Consider the following 21,774-nt stretch of genomic DNA (forward strand, 5'->3'; position numbering starts at 1 on the left):
TATTATGGTTTGAAAACCTTTTTCATTTAATTTATATATAAATTAAAATTAATAGTGATTTTTATTATAAAATCACTATTAATTTTAAATAATTAACTATTAAATAATATCTATTTGTTAATAAATTATAAAAAAATATAATTATAAGTAAATAAAGAAGAATGTAGGATTCTTACAGAAAGAATATGAATTATCATTTGTATAATGTATAGAAGTAAAATAAAATGATAAATAAGGATAATAAAGAGTGTTATATTCATAATCATCAATAGGAAAGGTGAATGCCAAGTATGGATAAACAAAATAAAAAAGAGAACTTAACTATAACAATGAATCAAAGTGAAGATATAGATACATATGTAGAAAATATAAGAGATATGGTTCTATTTCTGCATGATAGTCGTTATGTAGATAAATTAGAAGAGAAGATGGAGGTTGCAGAAAAAGAGGGGAAGAGTAAATATACGTATTTAAGTGATCTGGAAGTCATTTATCATTTCGTACATTTACAAAAAGATATGGATGAGAAGAAGAATAGAAAAGAGGATACGAAAAAGAGTTATGTTTCCGAAATCTTATCATTTTGTCAGTGCATGGTGCAGCATGCAGAAGAATTCGAATTGAATGGGGAAGAGGTACAGAAAAAGGATTCTTTATTAAAAACATTACAACCTTGGCATATTCGTAAATATAATGCTTGGTTGAAGCAGGTAGAGAACGGTAGAAATGGGGATACGTACGCGGTTGCAACACTTGCAAAGAAAACAGTGCTCATTCGTTCTTTTCTAAAACATCTTCATGTATTTTCTTACATCGAAAAGCCTCTTCATGAAGAACTGCAGCGCGCGAATGTAAATGAACAGGATCGGCCAAATCGAGACCTATCCTATGATGAAGTGATGAAAATTTTAGGGTTTTATAAAGAACAAGGGCATGTAGTAAACTATACCATTTTACTAGCTCTAGCAAGTACCGGTGCAAGAATGCAAGAATTGTGCACCGCGAGAGTGAAAGACTTACATTATGACGGAAAGTATTGGTTAAAAGTCACAGGAAAAGGGGATAAAGTACGTGAACTTTTCATTTCTGAACATTTATTCCAATGTATATGTGAGATGAGACGGAGAAGAGGATTGCAAACTGTATTGGACCAGGGAGATGAAAGTCCTGTATTTATTAATCAAAGAGGAAACTTTTATAATCCCAAAACGTTATCAAACCAGGTAACAGATATGATAAAAAAGACAAATTTAGAATTTCTACAATATCGCGAAAACCCTGTAACAGCGCATACATTCCGTCATGCGTTTGCGATTATGGCTGTGGAACAAGGAAACGCTGATTTATACCATTTAATGCAGACACTTGGCCATGAACAGGTTCAAACGACGAAAATCTATCTTGAGAAGCACATGAAACGAAAGAATAATGTCGGGATGAGTTTCGCAGATTTGTTTGAGCGACTTGTACGATAAGAGCGTGGCATTTAGATGAAACCTACATCAAAATCAAAGGAGAGTGGTGGTATCTTTATCGTGCGATTGATCGAGAAGGATACACCTTGGATATTCAACTTCGTAAAACAAGGGATCATCAAGCCGCTTATATGTTTATGAAAAGGTTAGTGAAAGCTTTTGGAGAACCAACAGTTCTTACAACAGACAAGGCTCCAGCCTTACTTTGTGCGTTCAAAAAACTGAAAAAGAACGGTTTTTATGTGCATACGAAACATTGCACCGTTAAGCATCTCAATAACCTCATCGAACAAGATCATAGACATATCAAGAGACGTTTTGTTACATCCGCAGGATTTCAAAATCTCCGCCATGCTTCACGTACATTAAAAGGAATCGAGACGATTCATGCTATATACAAACAAAAGAGAAGTCAGATTCCAGACTTCTCTTTTTCGACGTACAATGAATTACAGAAATTATTTAGAACTGCTTAAACTATAACCTTATTTTTCAAGAGCAGCTAGACGTTGACGAATTGCTTCGCGTTTTTCTAGGTAGTCTTGCTCTTTCGCACGCTCTCCGTCAATAACTGCTGCAGGAGCTTTCGCTACGAAACCTTGGTTAGAAAGTTTCTTCTGTACACGTTCTACTTCTTTATCGAACTTCTCAAGTTCTTTCTCAAGACGAGCTCTCTCTTCATCAAGATTGATAAGATCAGCTAACGGTAAGAATAACTCTGCACCTGTTACGATTGCAGTCATTGCTTTTTCTGGCGCTTGTAAGTCCGTTTGAATTGTTAATTCGCTTGGGTTACAGAAACGCTCAATGTAAGAGCTATTTTTCGTAAGTTGAGCAAGTACAGCCTCATCTTTTGCTTTAATTTGCATTTGAACTTTTTTGCTCATTGGCGTATTTACTTCTGCACGGATGTTACGAACAGAGCGAATGATATCAACTAGAAGGTGCATTTCTGCCGCAGCCTCCGTATCTTGTAAATCTTCGCGAACTGTTGGCCACGCAGCTACTGTAATAGACTCGCCTTCATGCGGTAAATGTTGCCAAATTTTCTCTGTTACGAATGGCATGAATGGGTGTAATAGACGCATTGTTTGATCTAATACGTAAGCTAAAATAGAACGAGTTGTTTTCTTAGCTGCTTCATCTTCACCGTATAGTGGAAGTTTCGCCATTTCAATATACCAATCACAGAAATCGTCCCAAATGAAGTTGTATAATGAACGACCAGCTTCACCAAACTCATATTTATCCATGTTACGTGTTACGCTTTCGATTGTTTCGTTTAAGCGAGTTAAGATCCACTTATCTGCTACTGATTTTTCACCAGTTAAATCGATTTCTTCATACTTCATATCATCCATGTTCATTAATACGAAACGTGATGCGTTCCAAATTTTATTAATGAAGTTCCAAGTAGATTCTACTTTTTCCATGCTGAAACGTAAATCTTGACCTGGTGCACTTCCTGTTGATAAGAAGAAACGCATTGCATCTGCACCGTACTTCTCGATAACATCCATTGGGTCAATACCGTTACCAAGAGATTTACTCATCTTACGACCTTGCTCATCACGAACTAAACCGTGAATTAATACATCTTTAAATGGACGCTCGCCTGTAAACTCTAAACCTTGGAAAATCATACGAGATACCCAGAAGAAGATGATGTCATAACCCGTTACTAGTGCATCTGTTGAATAGTAACGTTTGAAGTCTGCTGAATCTTCATTTGGCCAACCAAGTGTTGAGAATGGCCATAATGCTGAACTGAACCATGTATCAAGTACGTCGTTATCTTGATTCCAGTTTTCAATATCTGCTGGTGCTTCTGTACCTACGTATACTTCACCAGTTTCTTTATGGTACCAAGCTGGAATACGGTGTCCCCACCATAATTGACGAGAAATACACCAGTCATGAATATTTTCCATCCATCGTAAATATGTGTTTTCAAAACGCTCTGGTACGAACGTTACTTTTTCTTCTTCTTTTTGTTGAAGCGCTACTGCTTTTTCAGCAAGTGGAGCCATTTTTACGAACCATTGTGTTGATAAGTAAGGCTCAACAACTGCACCGCTACGCTCACTATGACCTACTGAATGCATATGTGGCTCGATTTCTACTAATACGCCAGCTTCTTGTAAGTCTTTCACTAATTCTTTACGGCATTCGAAACGATCCATACCGTTATATTTACCAGCTTTTTCGTTCATCGATCCATCTTCGTTCATTACTAAAATGTGTGGTAAGTCATGACGGTTACCTACTTCAAAGTCGTTCGGGTCATGAGCTGGTGTAATTTTTACAACGCCTGTTCCGAAGTCTTTTTCTACGTACTCATCAGCAATAATCGGAATCTCACGGCCTACGATTGGAAGTGTAACTGTTTTTCCGATTAAATGTTTGTAACGATCATCTTCTGGATGAACTGCTACCGCTGTATCACCAAGCATCGTTTCTGGACGAGTAGTAGCAAGGCGAATGTGACCTGAACCGTCTGTTAACGGATAGTTCATATGGTAGAATGCACCTTGAACTTCTTTATGAATTACTTCAATATCAGAAAGAGCTGTGCGTGTTGCTGGATCCCAGTTGATAATATATTCACCACGGTAAATTAAGCCTTTTTCGTATAATTGAACAAATACTTTGTTAACTGCATCGGAGACATCTTTATCAAGCGTAAAACATTCTCGAGAATAGTCTAACCCTAAGCCAATATTTTCCCATTGTTGCCGAATATGAGAAGCATACTCTTCTTTCCATTCCCAAGTTTTTTCAAGGAATTTCTCACGCCCAAGATCGTAACGTGAAACCCCTTTTTCATGAAGTTTCATCTCCACTTTTACTTGCGTTGCAATACCGGCATGATCCATTCCTGGAAGCCATAATACATCGTATCCTTGCATACGCTTTGTGCGAGTTAAAATATCTTGAAGCGTCGTATCCCAGGCATGACCTAAGTGTAATTTAGCGGTTACATTGGGAGGTGGAAGTACAATTGTATACGATTCCTTCTCCTCATCTCCTGTTGTTTCAAAATATTTCCCTTCAAGCCACCATTGATAAAGGCCTTCTTCAACGGACATATGATCATATTTAGTTGGTAAATTCTTTTCCGTGTTTGACATTATTTTCCCTCCTTAAAATAAAAAATGCCCCTCATCCAAAAAAGGGCGAGGGACATCGCGGTACCACCTTTATTTACAAACAAATTCAGAATTTGCTTATACTCTTAATTTGATAACGGATAAATCCGTCTTTTCCTAATAAGAACTATTCCGTTCAGAAAAGATGCTCCAGGGCTACCTTCTAACATAACTATCTAGAGAATCTCCCAGCTAATGATTCTCCTCTCTGAAAACGTTTCATGTTATACTCTTCCCTCTCCTAGCATTTTTATATGCGGTTTTCAAAGAATGTACTTTTAGTATAAAAGGCCCTCATGTGTTTATCAATCCCATTTATACAAAATCCAAAAATTTCTAGATAAATAATGTTTTTATCTAATACTCTGTAAGTACAATGATATTTTTTATTTATTTTCTTCAGCCATTCTTATCGTTAGTGCTAGCCATACTTAAAAACTTCCAATAAAATTGTTCATCATGATCCTATATTTACGATATTTTCATATATGTTATTTATATCTAAAAGAACAGGCTTTGATATATGATTTACATGTTTTGAGCATACTACACACTTATAGTTATCATCAATATGATATTTTTTAAAATAAAAATGTTCTGTGCTGTTTAGTAGACGAAGAGTCCTACCTAAATTTTGAATAGAAAATGAATTTAAAGGTACAGATAGTCCTTTTCCTATAGCTTTTATATAGGATTCTTTTGCAGTCCATAACTCATAAAAAAGTTTAATTCTTTCCTCATGTTTTTTCTTTTGAATTGCTTGATATTCATCTTTTGAAAAAAAACGTTTAGCAATTTGAACGTTACATGGTTCCATATATTCAATATCAACACCTATTAAAGATGAACTTATTCCGACAATGATCCAATCTTTTGAGTGAGAAATATTATAATGAAAATCAGGCATGCCTAATATATGTGGTTTTCCATATGTGTTATGGCCCATTTTTATTCGTTCATTAGAAATATTAAACCGTTTTTTAATAAATGCTCTCACTACTATTTCTCCTAAAAGGCTTCTTTTTCCATCATCTATATTTGCAAATCTGTTGATTTTCTCTCTTTTATTCCAAGAAACATATTTGAGTAATTGATGAAACATGATATGATTTAAACCTTTATGTTGAATTGCATAGATATGTATCATTTTAAAAATCTCCCTAACAATATCAAGATCATCGTTATATTTAAAATTAGTATTGATCCCTCTTTATAAGACTTAAAATCAATATTAAGTGACAAAAAGCTTTTTTACTCCTGAACTAAAATTATTTGCCCAATTGATAGTATGATGTCCGCCTATAAAAACCTCCCAAAAGGTCTTATATCCTGAAGCTGATAGCTTATGTTCCATCTTTCGATTACTTGTAATCATTGTTACTTCACTATCCCCTATGGGTTTATCTTCATAAGACCCCACACTTAAATAAAATTCTTGTGGGAGAGACTCATGTTTATGAAACGATTGATGAGTTAGCCATTCCCATTCATCAGATGTATCTGGTTTCCACCAAAATGCACCTGACTGTGATAAAACTTTTCCTATTATTTCAGGATAAGTTAGAGCTGTGTAAATAGAGGAAAGTCCACCTAAACTAGACCCAGCAATCATACATTGATTTCTGTTAAAACTCTTTATATTATAGTTTTTCACTATCCATGGGAAAAGCTCTTCACAAAGAAATCGGCTAAACCGTTTAGAACATCCCAATTCTCTACGTCTATCTACTTGTTCTATAAATACTATTAATGGATTGATGGGTTTTCCTTGTTTGTGTAAATTTTCAATAATGATTGGCACGGGAATGGACGACAGATACACATGACCATCTAATATAAACCATATACTATCTATCCGAGAATTATTTGTATATACTGAAAAGAATCGGTCTTCTTTAAGAGCATTACTATAGATATGGTGATCCGTTATATTTTTTTCGATCATAACTTGTTCATCATAGTTTGAAATTGTCAACGGATCTTGTTGATACTGTGATAAAATTAAAATAGACCACTGTTTGTCATATTGCTGTGTATTATTTACATCTAACTGCGAATATCGATTTTTTTCACTCCATTCAACATGCAAACCATTAGGGAAAAATTGATACACCATTATTAATTCATTTCTCAATATCATTTCTTGATACCAAAAATTACTGTTTTGTATATTTTTCATGGTACTACTTTCAATATTTAAGTCTCCTATTGAGGTTAATAGCAATACATTTTCTACTGAATAAGTTGCTTCAAATATAAATATTATTCGAGAAAATTCTTTACTTATTATTTCAATTAAAGGCGTTCCCAATAGTTTGATTTTCTCCCAAATACATTGCGCGTATTCAAGTTTTTTTTGTTCAAGTGCGCTTTTAAATTCCTGAAATATCATATAATCCTCCTTGTTTCTTAATTATTCAGAATCCATATAGAAAAGTTCACACATGATGCTGTTCTAAAAATAAAAATTTAGAACTGGAAATATTGCTTCAATTTTATTACAGAATTGACGATATGGGAAAGCCCACGCAGGACTTTAGTCCGTCTTTAGACGTGAGATGAAAAAGTATCGTTGTTACGTAGCAACACATGGTACAGTTTATTCATATTCATACAAAAGATGTAACAACATTTGAGAACGAACAATCTGTACGGTATGGTCACAGTACCTTAGCCTACGAACATATAGGGTCCGTTTTGGGAGTATCAATTGTTAAGAGCCTGTTTATAGTCTTATCTTTTATTTAAAAAGTAAATAAATATAATTAAAATCAGTTTTTTACTTTTCTCTAATTTTCTCTCTACATTTTTGAACAATCGTCTGTATTTTTCTAACCAAGCAAACGAGCGCTCTATAATCCATCTTTTGGGGATCATTTGAAATTGATGCAATTCTGACCGCTTAGCAACTTGTGCTTCAGCATTCAATAGCTTTTGAATTTCTTTTTGAAACTTTTCTCCTGTGTACCCACCATCCGTGAGGATGGCTTCCATGGGGAAATCCAAGAATATCTACACTGATATGTCGTTTAATACAAGAAACTTTCTTACCATCATCATAACCTTTTTGTTCAGCCGTAGCTGCATTCTTAACACTTTGGGCATCGACAATATTAAAGCTAAATCTTTTGGGACGATTCACTGCTTCCCTTATTTGCACAACAATTTTTTATAAGGTCTCTAATAGACTGCTGCCTTCGGCATTAGATTTACTCCATTTTGCATAGTAGCGGTAAATATTTTGCCATTTGGGATAATCTCTTGGTAAAGCACGCCACTGGCAGCCTGTACTCAGAACATAGAGTAGTGCATTGAACACATCATAAAGGTCATACTTTCGCGGACTCGTGCATTTGCTAAATGTCTCTAGTTCTTCACGAATGATCTCGAATTTTTCACGGCTGATATCACTTGGATAAGACATACACTTACCTCCTGTTTTTGCATACATTCTAACATATTTATAAGACTATAAACAGGCTCTAAGGGATAGGGGTACTTAATTATTTAACTCTTTCTTATATAATTATAAAATCCCTTTCCAGATTTACGCCCCAGATGCCCTGCTTCCACAAGTTTTACAAGTGCTTGAGGGGCACGAAATCTATCTCCCCAAGCTTCTGTTAATCCTTGACTTGCAAATAATATTGTATCTAATCCAACATAATCAGCCAATCTCAAAGGTCCCATAGGATAATTTAATCCCAGTTTGATAGCTTTATCAATATCTTCTTTACTGCTGACCCCTTCATCATACATACGTATACATTCTAATAAATGAATAATAATAGCTCTAGAAGTAACGAACCCTTGTTTATCTTTAACGATAATACTTTCCTTACCGATAGATTGTACAACCTCCTTTACTAATTGTATGGTTTTTTCTGATGTTTCTATTCCCTGAATAATTTCAACCAGCTTCATAATATGTGCTGGGTTAAACCAATGTGTTCCTATAACCTTATCCGGTCGATTGGTAACACTTGCAATAGCGGTAACACTTAGCTCAGATGTATTTGTTGCTAAGATTGTAGATGCAGATGTATATCTATCTATTTTTTTAAACATTTCTTTTTTTAACTGTAAATTTTCAGGGATTGCTTCGATTACTAATTCTACATTTTTACATGCTTCTTCTAATGTATATACAGGACAAAGATTGGATAAAATACATTCTTTCTGTTCTGTATTTAGACGTTGGGCTTTTACTAATTGAGATAAATTGGTTTCTATCGTTTGGTGAGCTTTTTGTATACTTTTTTCTGATGAACTATACATTTTTATATATTTCCCACCCATCGCCAATGCCTGAACAATTCCTATTCCCATTGTACCTAAACCGATGACAGCAATGTTATGAATCATTTTTCTCACTCCTTTATAAATCTGATTTCTTTCATGATGGACGTTTTCGATTTATTTAAGCACCTTCGAGTTAATTTAAACCTTGCTTCTCATTCCTTGACGAATTTAGTGAATTCGAATTAATATTTGATTATTGTGTTGAAAGATATTTTTAATTTCTATCCTGTTTATTTTCACATTTGCGTTTTATGAATAAAGAGACCTATTACTCCTCCAATACATGAAGGAATTAACCACCCTAGCCCTTCTTTATATAGCGGAATAAGCTCTAGAATATGTGATAAATCAATAAAATTCACCCTATCAAGATTACTCAATAGACTTATCATCAATGTACCGATAATGGAGCAAATATAAACCATATTACGATTTCCAATCCAAGCATGAAAACAAGACAAAATAATAAGTGTAATGGTAATAGGGTAAATTATCATTAATATCGGCAAAGAGACATTAAGCAATTGTTCTAATCCTAAATTAGATATCATAAAACTGAATAAACATATAATTTTCACGGCACTTTTATATGAAATAGATGTAAATTGTTTTGAAAAAAAAGTTGCACAAGCTGATGTCAATCCAATTGAAGTTGTCAAACATGCTAATGTAATAATAAATCCTAGTAAAATTTGTCCACTTGTACCAAAAAGATGTTTCACAACATTTGTTAGAATAAGAGCACCAGTATTAGAAATGCCTAATTTAGCACTGGTTGCACCGATATATGCAAGGGATAAATAAATAAATATTAACCCTACAGCCGCTATAATTCCTGATACCATGGTGATTTTTTTGATATGAGTAGGTTCTGTAACATCTTTTGCTCGAATAGCTTGTACAATAACAATACCAAAGACAAATGCACCTATCGCATCCATAGTTAAATATCCTTGGATTATTCCTTCTGCAAAAGCGTGGTTTTCATATAAACTATTCGATACATTAAGTGGACCAATTGGACTGATTATAGACTTCACAACTATTATTACAACCATTATGACTAATAGTGGGGTTAAAATTTTCCCGAATAAATCTATCATTTTAGATGGATGTAAGGATAAATATAAAGTAACTCCAAAAAATAATAATGTGTATATACATAACATATACCACTCTGTCTGTCCTATTTCGGATAAAAAAGGATTGATCCCTACTTCAAATGAAACTACGCCCGTACGCGGAATAGCATAACAAGGTCCAATTGATAAGTAACTAATCATTGGAAATAGAAATGAAAAAACAGGATGGACCCTATCGGATAATTTTTTCAAATCTCCTTCTACACTAGATATAACAATTATTGCTAATACCGGTAAACCAACTCCTGTTACCAAAAAACCACTTATTGCAATCAGAAATTTATCTCCTGCTTGTTGTCCTAACAGGGGAGGGAAAATTAAATTTCCAGCTCCTAAAAATAATGCGAATAACATCGATCCTATGACAATATCTAATTTAAAATTATTTTTCATGATTTAATCGTATATTTAACCAATGATACTTTAATATGATTATGAGTATACATATCCTATACGTTCCTCCTTACAGAATTTACGATACGTGAAAGCACACCCAGGACTTTAGCCCCTCTTTAGACCTGGGATGAAAGCATCGTTTTTGCATAGTAAAACATGGTATACTTTATTTCTAATCATGCAAAAGACGTAAAACCATTTGAGAACCAACAATCCGTACGGTGTGGTCACAGTACCTTAGCCCACGAACCTATATAATCTGTTGTGGGAATGATGATGGCACACCGCACTCTTGCATGTCAGCAATACCAGAAATGAACATCGCCTTTGGTAGCAAGAATCCCACTGAAGTTGGTCAGCTAGCCCCTTTAGGGGCTAGTGTCAAAGGATAGCGTTCTTGAAATTTTAAAATATCCTCATACACAATCAATCCCGAAAGGTAAAAATATTGTTTGATTCATATTTTTTTAAACCTAACCGGAAGATTAAAGTAGATATATAAGCGATAAAAATACAAAATCCAATTAATAATAATAATTTTGTTAAATCAAATTCTTTAATTAATTCTACTGGAATAAATCCAATAATCCCTGCTGGCATTATTGTGAAAATAATCAATTTTGAAAAACCTTTATATATGGTTTGCGGGTATAATGCAAAGGTTAGTAAAGCATTGTTGACCTGTTGTTGGATAATGTTTGCTTTTCCAATCCAAAAGGCTAAAGTGCCAAAAAGAGTAGTAAACGAGACAAAAATTATAGCCACACAAATTATTGATAGAATCCATAGTCCCATAGAGACAACATTACTAAAACCACTTACAGCAAAAATTAAGACTCCAAATATTACATCCCCCACGGCTTTAATTGACATTCTCGAACATAACACATGTAACAATACATTTTTAGGTAAAATCAAATAACTATCTAATTTCCCCATAGAAATAATATTAGCAAGTTGTGTTGAATTTCCACAAACAACCATGCCTATTCCGAAGCCTGTTGTAACTATGGAGAAAAGTAAATACATATCTGACATATTCCATCCATTTATATTATTAAAATTACCAAAAAATAATTTCCAAAATATGATATAAACTAAATTGTTAATACACATAAAAATAACTTGCAATATAAAATTAAAACGGTACTCCATGTTTGATGATAAATTTACAAAAAATAATGCCTTTAAAAATTTTAGTTCCACTTTAACTCTGTTCATAGGCTACCCTCCATTAATTGTAAGTTTTCGTTTTCCTATCTTAAATACAATATTTAAAATAAGCATAAATAAGACTATCCATAAAACTTGTCCACTAAGCGTGTGATAAAAATTTAATAAACTAAAATCAATAACTAATTTTGATGGAGCAAATGTAATAAAAGCAAAAGGAAGGTAATTAGTTATTTGTTTCATGAAGCCGGGAAAGAAATCCAAGGGAATCAATACTCCACCTAGGATAAATAAAAATTTTTGATAAATAAAAGCAATCCCCGAAGTATCCTCAGTAAAAAAGGCACTAAAACCAATTAATGCACTTAAACAATAATTTAACAAAAAAGCTAAAAAAATAATAATTCCGACTGGTACTAAATTTAGGACCTCTACATGAATTGGCCCTACCAGTATTAACACCAATATCGCACCGGAAAATAAATTAATAATAAAACGAAGTAAACTTTCTCCTAAACCATTGAAGAAATGATACGCTAAATAGTTATATGGTCGATTTATTGTATATGCCAAAGAACCCGATTGAACTTCCTCACCAATCGTTATATAAACCGGGTTTAAGCTTAGGACAATTGCTTCTGCTATTAGCAGATACCAAACTGTTTGAACAAAATCCATACTAAGACTAGTACTTTTGGAAGCAAAAGCTACTTCCCACAAATTAATAAAAATATACATAATCACTAGCATAAACGTTGTTCCATACAATGTTTCTTTCACATAAGCTAAATTACTTTTGACTGAAGTTATAAAAATGGAATAATATTTAGTTAAGACATTTTCAAGATTTTTCATGCGTTCACTCCTTTTTCATCTTTTCATTTTCAAGTGTGAAAATTTGATGAATAATCTCGTCCATAGTAGGATTAAAAATTGTAAAATCCTCAACATTAAACTTCCCCATAATATCTCGCATGATTTGGGTGCATGAATTCTTTTTTATATCCACCTTAAATTCAACTTCATTCAAATTCTTCTTTATTATCTCTATCCCTGCTTGATTCAAAGTAGGAATGTTATCATCGGAAAATCTTACATACATTTTTTTATGTGTAAAAAAATTTGAATGCAAAGTAGCTAAATTATCATTAAACATAATATTCCCTTTATTTATGACAACTGCTCTGTTACATAACCGTTCGATATCACCAGAATCATGACTGGTAAGGATAATAGTTGTCTTAAATTCTCTATTCATCGCTAGTAATGCCTCTCTAATTTTCCTTTTGCCAACAATATCTAAACCTATTGTGGGTTCATCAAGAAACAATAGTTCTGGCTGATGAATTAAAGAAGCTGCAATTTCACATCTCATACGTTGTCCCAAACTAAGTTTTCTTACAGGAGTATAGAGAAAGCTTTCCAAATTAAACAGTTCTACTAAATTATTGAGTTGTTTTAGATAAGATGCTTCGTCTAGCTCATAAATTTTTGACAGAAGGGAAAATGCCTCTATCGGAGGTAGGTGATACCAAAGTTGTGATTTTTGTCCAAAAACTGTTCCTACTTTAAATGAAAATTCTTGTCTCTTTTCCCAAGGATTAAGTGACATTATTTCTATTTTCCCACTGGTTGGATACAATAATCCTGTTAACATCTTTATAATAGTAGATTTTCCAGCACCATTAGGACCTATAAAAGCGACAATTTCGCCTTTTGAAATGGTAAATGAAACGTTGTTTACAGCACTTACTGTTTCAAAGTTTGGATGAATTAAATTACGAATACTCGCTTGTAATCCTGGTAACTTCCTTTTTACCTTATAACTTTTACTTAAATCTGTAACATTAACGATCATTTATTTAACCCCCAAAAATATTTATTTATCTTTTAGTAGTGTACATATCTGCCATACCTACCACTACTTTTCGTTCGCCTTTAAAAGGATTTCGAGAATGAGACATTAACATATTATCAAGCATCAACACGTCCCCTTTCTCCCATGGAAAGGATATTTCACATTTTGCATATGCATTTTGAATGTGCGATAACACTGCAGCATCAAACTTCATTCCATCTCCATAATAGGAATTTCTTGGTAACCCTTTTTCTGTATACTGTTCTAATAAAAATTCTTGTGTGGTCAAATCAAAATCAGAAATATGAAATAAATGTGCTTGGTTAAACCAAATTTCCTCACGAGTTATAGGATGTGTATAAATACCAGGTCCTTTTTCCTCGGTAGTTAATCCCCCCTCAAACCAGTTAAATTTAATTCCTTTATCTCTACAAAACTTTTCTATTTTTGATTTATCATTCGTATTAAACGCTTTTTCCCAATTTATCCCCATACCATCTTCGTAAAAATTTCTAACATATTTTACACCCTTTTCCTTAAAATTCATTTTTATAGTAGAATCAATATGTTTTAAAATTTCTCGATTATCAGCAATAGGAGTTTCTCCTCCTTCTTTTGACGGGGTCATGCAATAAAACCATATTTTCATTGGCCAAGTAGAAGTGTATGACATTTCAGAATGATGTGGGATTTTTTGATCTGCTGGATAGTCTGTAGAGGTATATATATTTCCACTAACTTTATTTCTTGGGGTTGATGCATTTGTATATTCCTCTAAATTTTCAGAGAATATACAAATGAAATTATTAAAAGTTTCAATTGAATCTATATTACAATTACGAAATAATACCCCGCCAAAATGTAATAATGCGTTATTTAGCTCTTTTTTGTGATCCTCTATCCACTGCAGTATATGAGTATTCTCCTTTCTCGGTTTGAGAACTAATAAAGAGCCTTTAATAATTTGTACATTAAATTTTTCCTGAAATAAATCTAGGTTTATCATAATTTACGCCTCCATTTTTTTATATTTCTTTATTAATAATGATAACTTTAAACATAAATTTTACATGCTTACTAAAAAATTAGCTTGCTTGATTTATAATGGTTTAAGTTAAGAGAATGCGTTCTAGCTATACACTTATATTTATAACATTGTGTACAAAATATACATCTCAATTAATGTAAATTATAAAAATCTGAAAAATTCTTATACAATTACTTTTTCAAAAAACTCATATGTTCTTATACATATACATTCAGAGTGTTAATCTGCATTATGAAATTCAAATCTCGTGTCTTCAATTTGATTACAACAAAGTTCATTTTATAAATATTTTTTAATCGTTAGATAAAGCGAAAAATATTTGAATGATTATTATTTCAATAAGCAGCAGTTCGAACTCTACAGCATAATTCATTGAAAAAATATTTTTAGCAAGTGTATAAAATAGGTTGTTAAAGCAAATATTTTTTAATAATCGCATAAAAAAAGGTTTATACAACCAAGTATTAACATTGTTTAAAAAGATATATTTTACTTATAAAGGAGCTAATTATATGGACTCTAAAGATATTGCAATAATTGGTATAGGCGGACGCTTTCCTAAAAGTCCTACTTTAGAACATTATTGGGAACTACTTCGAAACAAATTAAATGGAATTACTTACTTTAACTTCACTCAAACGGATAATAAAATATATTCTAAACAAAAATTAGTGAATGCACGTGGAATCCTTGGGAATATTGATAAATTTGATGCTGAATTTTTTAATATTTCACCAACAGAAGCTGCATCACTAGATCCTCAACATCGAATATTTTTAGAAGTTGTATGGGAATCTCTGGAAAATTCAGGGTATAATCCATTTAACTATGAAGGAATTATTTCATTATATGCTGGCTGCAGTCCAAGCAAATATAAACCTATTGAATCTGATTCAAAGCAAACAGCCTCTACAACACTTCAAAATTATATTAATAATGCTCCTGAATTTTTAGCTACGAGAGTGGGGCATAAACTTAACTTACGTGGAGAATGTATTTCTGTTGGAACCGCCTGCTCTTCATCATTAGTGTCTGTACATATGGCCTGTCAAAGTTTGTTAAATCAAAGTAGCGACATTGCTATCGCAGGAGGGGTTTCCATAAATGTTCCAGAGTTTAAAGGATATATCTATCAGGAAGGATTAATCTATTCTTCGAATGGAGAATGTAAACCTTTTGATGCAGAAGCAACTGGAACTGTTGAAGGTAACGGTGCAGGTGTAGTTGTATTAAAAAAATTAGAAAATGCAATAAGAGATAAAGATTTTATTCATGCAGTTATTAAAGGAAGTGCCATAAATAATGATGGCAGTGATAAAGCAAGTTATACTGCTCCTAGTCAATTAGGACAAACAAAAGTGATTTTAAGTGCACTTGAAAAATCCAAAATAGATCCTCGAACAATATCTTATGTGGAAACTCATGGAACAGGAACTATTTTAGGTGACCCTATTGAAATGGAAGCATTAAAATCTGCATATCAATTATATACATCGGACAAAAATTATTGTGCAATTGGCTCAGTAAAAAGTAACATTGGTCATTTAACACATGCAGCGGGAATTGCAGGATTAATTAAATTAGTTTTGTGTTTAAAAAATAAAGTACTACCTGCTCAATTTAATTTTAGCAAGCCAAATCCGTACATCGATTTTGAAAATAGTCCTTTTTATGTACCTCAAGAAGCCCTTGAATGGAGAAATACTGAATTGAGTCCAAGACGTGGTGCAGTAAGTTCATTTGGTTTTGGCGGTACAAATGCACACCTTATCGTAGAAGAAGCTCCAGATATAGAAAAGGAAAAAAATCATATACAAAATGCTGAGTTAATTACGCTTTCAGCTAGAACAAATGAACAGTTAATTCAAATTAAAAAACATCTTAAAGAATATTTAATCCAAAACACAAATCTAAATTTAGCTGATATCTCTTATACCTTAAATGTTGGAAGGAAAGCTTTTGAATACAGATGGGCAACTATTGCCTCTAATATAGAAGAATTAATTAATCATTTAGATGAATCACATATTCAAGAACCATCCAATATAAATCAACATGATGAAATTTTAAATCGGTTTTTACACAAATGGCTTGATGGAAATAACATCGATTGGAATCAATTATATAAAATGAAAAAATATTATAAAACGCCACTTCCATCATATCCTTTCAAGCGTGTATCTTATTGGAAAGGAGAACAAGCGCTTGACTTGGAACAACAATCAAAAGATGAGATAGATTCTTGTACATCTTGCTCATCCTCTTGTGATAAAGAAGATGCTTTTTTTGATCTTGAAAAGAAAATAATAAAAATATTAGAAAGATTATTGGGAGTTTCTAGTTTGAAAAGAAATGATGATTTTTATGCAGTGGGTGGAGATTCTATAGCTTTAATTGATTTCCTTGTAGAAATTGAAGAGGAAACAGATGGTCAGATCTTTTTAACTAGTGAAGAAACATTTGATATCAATACCATTGGAGATTTATGCGATTTATGCTTTACCAAATACGGTAGAGAGTAACTTTTATATCCCGAAATATATTAAGGCATTTTCCACATCATTTTCGTACATCTAAATTCACTATATTGGAGGGAATACAATGCTTGAAAGAGGACCGAAAAATTCAAAAAATATATCGCATTCTGAAGATAAATCTAAATTATTAAATACGGCACCTACTAAAAAAACAAGAAAATATCCACTTTCGCCTATGCAAGAATCTATGTGGTATATGAATAAATTAAATCCAAACACTCCTTCTTACCTTATACAATTCGGATTGTATTTCCACGGTGAGTTAAATATACCTTTACTCAAAGAGTCTTTTTTGAAGTTAGGTCAAAGGCAACATGCCTTCCGAACTAAATTTTCTTATGATCAAGATCATGTACCCTATCAAGAAATAGTTGATGAAGTATTGATTTCATTTGAAGAAATTGATTTCACCAAAATAGCAAGAGAAAATCGGGATAGAAAAATTATCGAATTTGCAAAAGGACAATCATCAAAGAAATTCGATTTAGAAAATGGACCTTTACTTACAGTCCATTTTCTAAAATTTGATATTCAAGAACATGCTGTAATTATGAGTATGCATCACATTATTGCTGATGGCCCTTCAGTGGAGATATTAATTAAAGAATTGATTCAAATCTATACAGCGAAAATAGCACATGATTCAATACAGCTGCCTAAATTAAAAGTGCAACATTATGATATTGTAGTTGATACCACTAAAGAATTTAACACGGCTGAGTTTGAAAACAATTTAAACTATTGGAAAAATACATTTTCAGATAAATATGACGGTATTAATTTACCTATTGATTATACTCGCTCTATAGCCCCTTCTTTAAAAGGAACGAGTTTAAATTTTAAGTTTGAAAAAGAATTATTTGACCAAATACGCAATTTCAGTCGAAAAAATCGTACTACTCCATTTACTACTTTATTAGCTGCTTTTTTTGTTTTTTTACATCGCTATACCCAACAAGAGGACTTGATTATAGGTGTTCCTATTACCTTACGTGATCGTCGAGACACTAGACCACTTATTGGGTGCTTTATCAATACGTTACCTATACGAGTAAATTTATGGGATAATCCAAGCTTCAATGAATTAATAGAACGAGTAAAACTTACAAATTTAGAAGCTTTTAAAAGAAAAGCAGTACCTTATCAAAAGATTGTTGAAGCTATTACAAAAGAGAATGCAGCTGTTTCGAATTCTGTGGTACAGATATTAATGGGTTATCAAAAAAATCCGTATCATTCTTTTAGTTTGCCTAATTTAAAAGTAAATAGCATTGAATTTGAAGAATCCGGAACTGAATTTGATATCATTCTTGAAATATTAGAAGATGATAACGCACTAACAGCACGCTGGATCTATTCTAGTGAAATATTCCATCACTCTTCTGTGTCTATGATGGCACAACAATTCCATTCTCTTTTAAGGGAAATCGTACAGAATCCTGACCAAAATATATCCGATTTTTTAATGCTAAGTGAAACAGATCGGAAAATTCTTTGCTCTTTAAATCAAACTACAACAGATTATCCTAAAGAAAAAGCTATTTATCAGGTTTTTGAGGAGCAAGTTCAAAAAACACCAAATCATATTGCTCTGTCATTTAAAGAGAAGGAGATCACCTACCGAGAGCTTAATGAAAAAGCCAATCAATATGCACACCTTTTTAGAAATTTAGGGATAGCAAAAGGAGATTTTGTAGGTGTTTGTATCGAAAGATCCAATGAACTTATTACAACCCTTTTAGGAATTCTAAAAATAGGTGCTATATATGTCCCATTAGATGCCAATTATCCACAAAAAAGATTAGAATTTATGATTCAAGATAGTCGTATGAAATGGATTATTACCCAAAAATCTAAAAATAATATATTTAAAACTGGGTATCCAACAGTTATTACAATTGATCAAAAACAAGAAGATATTTTATCGCAACCTACAAATTCTTTACGTGTAACAGTCAATCCAACTGATATATCCCATGTCATTTACACGTCTGGTTCTACTGGAATGCCTAAAGGAGTTTTAATTAACCATCGAAATGTTATTCGCTTAGTTAAAAACACTAATTATATGCAGTTTGATAAACAAGAAGTTATGTTACAGTTAGCACCTATTTCTTTTGATGCTTCTACATTTGAAATATGGGGAAGCTTACTAAATGGGGGGAAATTAGTCATTATGCCTCCGGAAACACCTACACTTGGTAAAATAGGCGAAACAATCCGTTCACATCATATAACTACATTATGGTTAACATCTAGTCTGTTTAATCAAATGGTTGAAAACAGATTAAATGATATTGTAGGTTTAAAATATTTAATAATTGGTGGAGAAAGCTTATCGCTATCTCATGTTGAGAAGTTTATTAAAAACACCAAGTATTGCAAACTTATTAACGGATATGGTCCAACCGAAAACACTACATTTTCTTGTTATTATGAAATTCATGATATCGATACTAAAAGAGGCAATATACCTATCGGACAACCTATTTCCAACTCTACAGTATATATCTTAGATGAAAATTTAAAACCTGTTCCAACAGGCGTAATTGGTGAATTATATGTTGGAGGAGATGGAATTGCGAACGGATATCTGAATCAAGAAGATTTAACTTCAGAAAGGTTTATTAGAAGTGTATTTAACTCAAATTCTGATGAGATTTTATATAAAACTGGTGATTTCGCAAGATGTCTTGCAAATGGGAACATAGAATTCAGAGGAAGAATTGATTCGCAAGTTAAAGTACGTGGTCATCGAATTGAATTAAGTGAAATTGAATTTGCTCTTAACGAACACCTTGCAGTCCAGCAGTGCGCTGTTGTAGTTACCGAAGACAGCATTGGTGATAAAACGTTAGTAGCGTATATTGTTGCCAATAAAGGAATGCTTAGAGAACAACATTCTATTTCTATGTATTTTAAAGGATTTTTACAATCTGAATTGCCGTCTTATATGATACCCACAAGATATTTTATTGTAGATAGCATACCACTAACTCCTAATGGAAAGGTAGATATTTCTTCTCTTAAAAAAGTCGTAAGCATGAGTACTTCAGAATCTATTGAATATATTTCACCGAGAGATAAATGGGAAAGTAAACTTTCTGAAATATGGGAAGGTATACTGGATATAAAAAAGATTAGTATAACGGATAACTTTTTTTCTTTAGGTGGTCATTCTTTAAAAGCCACACGAATTATTAGTAAAATCAACGCCGCATTTACAATCGATTTAGAGTTACGGCACATATTCGAATTCCCAACCATTGAACAGATGGCAAAGTTTATTAAATCTAATGCAAAGCAAATAAAAAAAGAAATTTTATCACCACTTCAAAACATAAAAGAATCAAAAGATTATCCTGTATCATTTTCTCAAGAACGCATGTGGATTGCATCACAATATGATATTGTCACTACAGCCTATCACGTTAATATAACGAAAAAACTAAAAGGACCTTTACATGTCCCATCGTTCAAGAAAGCCCTAAACATCCTAGTAAATAGACATCCATCATTTAGAACTACTTTTCATCTAGATTCAGATCTCCGTCAAGAAATAAAAAATGATATTGAAGTAAATCTACAAGTAGTTGATGTAACTACTTGCAAAACTGCAGAAAAAGAAATAAAAATAATACAACTTTTAAATGAATATGTTCAAGAACCATTTGATTTAAGCAATGAGCTTCTCTTTCGCACAAAATTATTTAAAATAGCAGAGCAAGAATATATTTGGATATTAGTAATGCATCATATCCTCACAGATGGATGGTCACAAAATATTATTTTAAATGATTTAATCAGCTCATATAATGCGATTTCACAAGGAGAGTCACCTCTTTTATCTAATATTAAATTTACTTATGTTGACTATTCAATTTGGCAGAGAGCAATTGTAAATAAAGGGTTCCTAGATTCTCAATTACAATATTGGTTAAACAAATTAGAAAATATTCAAAATAAAGGAACGTTACCATTAGACTTTAAACGATCTAACTTAGAGACGCAAAAAGGGGCATCTATTAAATTTAATTTTAATGATGAACTTCAGAAAAAGCTACAAGAATTTAATGGATTATACAGTAGTACATCGTATTTAACATTATTGTCAGTCTATATATTATTTTTATCCAAATATTCAAAGAGTCGACAAATTGTAATTGGAACACCAACAGCTAATCGTAAGAATTTAGACGTGCAAAATATCGTAGGCTGTTTTGTCAATACATTAACATTAACAAGTTCATTAAATTTAGAAAGTACATTCTTACAATTTTTAAAAGAAACCGAATCTATGGTCCTGGAAGCTGACAGTAACCAAGAATATCCTTTTGATCTACTCATTTCTAAAATAAGAGAACATAAAAATTTAACCCAAGACAACTTATTTGACGTATGGTTCTCATTAAATGATGTCAGTAATAGCGCTATCGAAATGAACGATATAATAATGGAAGATATTTTTTCTGATACACAAAGTGCTAAATTTGATTTAAATATGGGGTTTTTCACTAAAAACTCTCAAGTCACAGGTTTTTTAGAATACAATACTGCATTATTCAAACACGATACAGTTCTTTCCATGCTAAAGGTATATAAAACATTATTAGAAAGCGTAATTACTAAACCTGAGCAAACATTAGCTACTATTATTGATGAACAGATTAACTAAAAAACTATTACTATTGAGG

Annotated in this window: 12 protein-coding genes, 2 pseudogenes and 1 other annotated feature; of the genes and pseudogenes, 4 read left to right on the forward strand and 10 right to left on the reverse strand. The window is 32.4% G+C overall.

The genetic code is table 11. The features are described 5' to 3' along the window. The first annotated feature begins 290 nt into the window (after positions 1 to 290). Together F3I02_RS25005 and F3I02_RS25010 are read left to right on the forward strand one after the other, a co-directional pair. A complete protein-coding gene (locus tag F3I02_RS25005; protein ID WP_196477880.1) occupies positions 291 to 1,475 on the forward strand; it encodes a tyrosine-type recombinase/integrase in 1,185 nt (394 codons plus the stop codon). A gap of 2 nt (positions 1,476 to 1,477) precedes the next feature. Then, positions 1,478 to 1,951 (forward strand): annotated as a pseudogene (locus F3I02_RS25010) (IS6 family transposase); the annotation flags it as partial. A 9-nt stretch (positions 1,952 to 1,960) separates the two neighbouring features. Here the strand turns inward: F3I02_RS25010 and F3I02_RS25015 are convergent. From F3I02_RS25015 to F3I02_RS25060, 10 genes and pseudogenes are all read right to left on the reverse strand, one after another. Continuing rightward, positions 1,961 to 4,606, reverse strand: a complete 2,646-nt coding sequence (locus F3I02_RS25015) for a valine--tRNA ligase (protein ID WP_196478529.1) — start codon at positions 4,604 to 4,606, stop codon at positions 1,961 to 1,963. A gap of 38 nt (positions 4,607 to 4,644) precedes the next feature. After that, positions 4,645 to 4,876 (reverse strand) — a binding site (T-box leader). A 205-nt stretch (positions 4,877 to 5,081) separates the two neighbouring features. Continuing rightward, the gene (locus tag F3I02_RS25020; protein ID WP_196477983.1) at positions 5,082 to 5,771 is read right to left on the reverse strand and encodes a 4'-phosphopantetheinyl transferase family protein; all 690 of its coding nucleotides are present in this window, start codon (positions 5,769 to 5,771) and stop codon (positions 5,082 to 5,084) included. Between the two features lie 84 nt (positions 5,772 to 5,855). After that, positions 5,856 to 7,016, reverse strand: a complete 1,161-nt coding sequence (locus tag F3I02_RS25025) for an alpha/beta hydrolase (protein WP_196477982.1) — start codon at positions 7,014 to 7,016, stop codon at positions 5,856 to 5,858. Between the two features lie 341 nt (positions 7,017 to 7,357). Then, positions 7,358 to 8,048: pseudogene (locus F3I02_RS25030) on the reverse strand (transposase). An 83-nt stretch (positions 8,049 to 8,131) separates the two neighbouring features. Further along, positions 8,132 to 8,989 (reverse strand): 3-hydroxyacyl-CoA dehydrogenase family protein, encoded by an 858-nt coding sequence (locus tag F3I02_RS25035; protein ID WP_196477981.1) that lies wholly within the window; start codon positions 8,987 to 8,989, stop codon positions 8,132 to 8,134. 173 nt (positions 8,990 to 9,162) lie between these two features. After that, a complete protein-coding gene (gene brnQ, locus F3I02_RS25040) occupies positions 9,163 to 10,461 on the reverse strand; it encodes a branched-chain amino acid transport system II carrier protein (RefSeq protein ID WP_196477980.1) in 1,299 nt (432 codons plus the stop codon). 429 nt (positions 10,462 to 10,890) lie between these two features. Further along, complete coding sequence (locus F3I02_RS25045) at positions 10,891 to 11,685, reverse strand: ABC transporter permease (RefSeq protein ID WP_196477979.1); 795 nt, start codon at positions 11,683 to 11,685, stop codon at positions 10,891 to 10,893. Between the two features lie 3 nt (positions 11,686 to 11,688). Next, positions 11,689 to 12,492, reverse strand: coding sequence for an ABC transporter permease (locus F3I02_RS25050; RefSeq protein WP_196477978.1), 804 nt, complete (start codon positions 12,490 to 12,492; stop codon positions 11,689 to 11,691). A 4-nt stretch (positions 12,493 to 12,496) separates the two neighbouring features. Beyond that, positions 12,497 to 13,495 (reverse strand): ABC transporter ATP-binding protein, encoded by a 999-nt coding sequence (locus F3I02_RS25055; RefSeq protein WP_196477977.1) that lies wholly within the window; start codon positions 13,493 to 13,495, stop codon positions 12,497 to 12,499. A gap of 25 nt (positions 13,496 to 13,520) precedes the next feature. Further along, positions 13,521 to 14,501, reverse strand: a complete 981-nt coding sequence (locus F3I02_RS25060; protein WP_196477976.1) for a TauD/TfdA family dioxygenase — start codon at positions 14,499 to 14,501, stop codon at positions 13,521 to 13,523. 554 nt (positions 14,502 to 15,055) lie between these two features. Here F3I02_RS25060 and F3I02_RS25065 point away from each other — a divergent pair. Further along, positions 15,056 to 17,065 carry a type I polyketide synthase gene (locus F3I02_RS25065; RefSeq protein WP_196477975.1) on the forward strand — a complete coding sequence of 670 codons (2,010 nt, stop codon included), beginning with the start codon at positions 15,056 to 15,058 and terminating at the stop codon, positions 17,063 to 17,065. 79 nt (positions 17,066 to 17,144) lie between these two features. Next, positions 17,145 to 21,755 carry a non-ribosomal peptide synthetase gene (locus F3I02_RS25070; RefSeq protein WP_196477974.1) on the forward strand — a complete coding sequence of 1,537 codons (4,611 nt, stop codon included), beginning with the start codon at positions 17,145 to 17,147 and terminating at the stop codon, positions 21,753 to 21,755. Positions 21,756 to 21,774: the final 19 nt, after the last annotated feature.

It is taken from the genome of Bacillus sp. SRB3LM (assembly GCF_015712745.1).
Lineage (GTDB): Bacteria > Bacillota > Bacilli > Bacillales > Bacillaceae_G > Bacillus_A > Bacillus_A thuringiensis_K.